This window comes from Cobetia sp. MC34 (assembly GCF_018340035.1).
Classification (GTDB): domain Bacteria; phylum Pseudomonadota; class Gammaproteobacteria; order Pseudomonadales; family Halomonadaceae; genus Cobetia; species Cobetia amphilecti.
This window is the reverse complement of record NZ_JADPPY010000164.1, coordinates 1-249: the sequence shown is the minus strand read 5'-3', so window position 1 is coordinate 249 and position 249 is coordinate 1. Positions and strand designations below refer to the sequence as shown.

Annotated in this window: 1 protein-coding gene; it reads left to right on the top strand. The window is 55.8% G+C overall.

What is annotated here, in order from left to right:
- Nucleotides 1-201: integrase core domain-containing protein (locus IZU87_RS17535; RefSeq protein ID WP_213115393.1), on the top strand; the 201-nt coding region annotated here is incomplete at its 5' end.
- Nucleotides 202-249: the final 48 nt, after the last annotated feature.

Sequence of the window (249 nt, the reverse complement as noted above, 5' to 3'; positions counted from 1 at the left end):
GACAACATATTCGTGGAACGACTCTGGCGCAGTGTGAAGTATGAGTGCGTTTATCTGAAGGCTTTCGAGAGCGGCGCCCACTTGCGAGGGGATCTGAAGCGTTACTTCGCTTGGTACAACACGGAGCGGCCCCACCAAGGGCTAGACGATGCTACACCTGATGAAGTGTACTTCTCTCAACCACTGATCCAGGCGGCCTGACGCCGATGATGACCTGATCCGAGCTTAGACGACCCGTCAGGTGGTCCA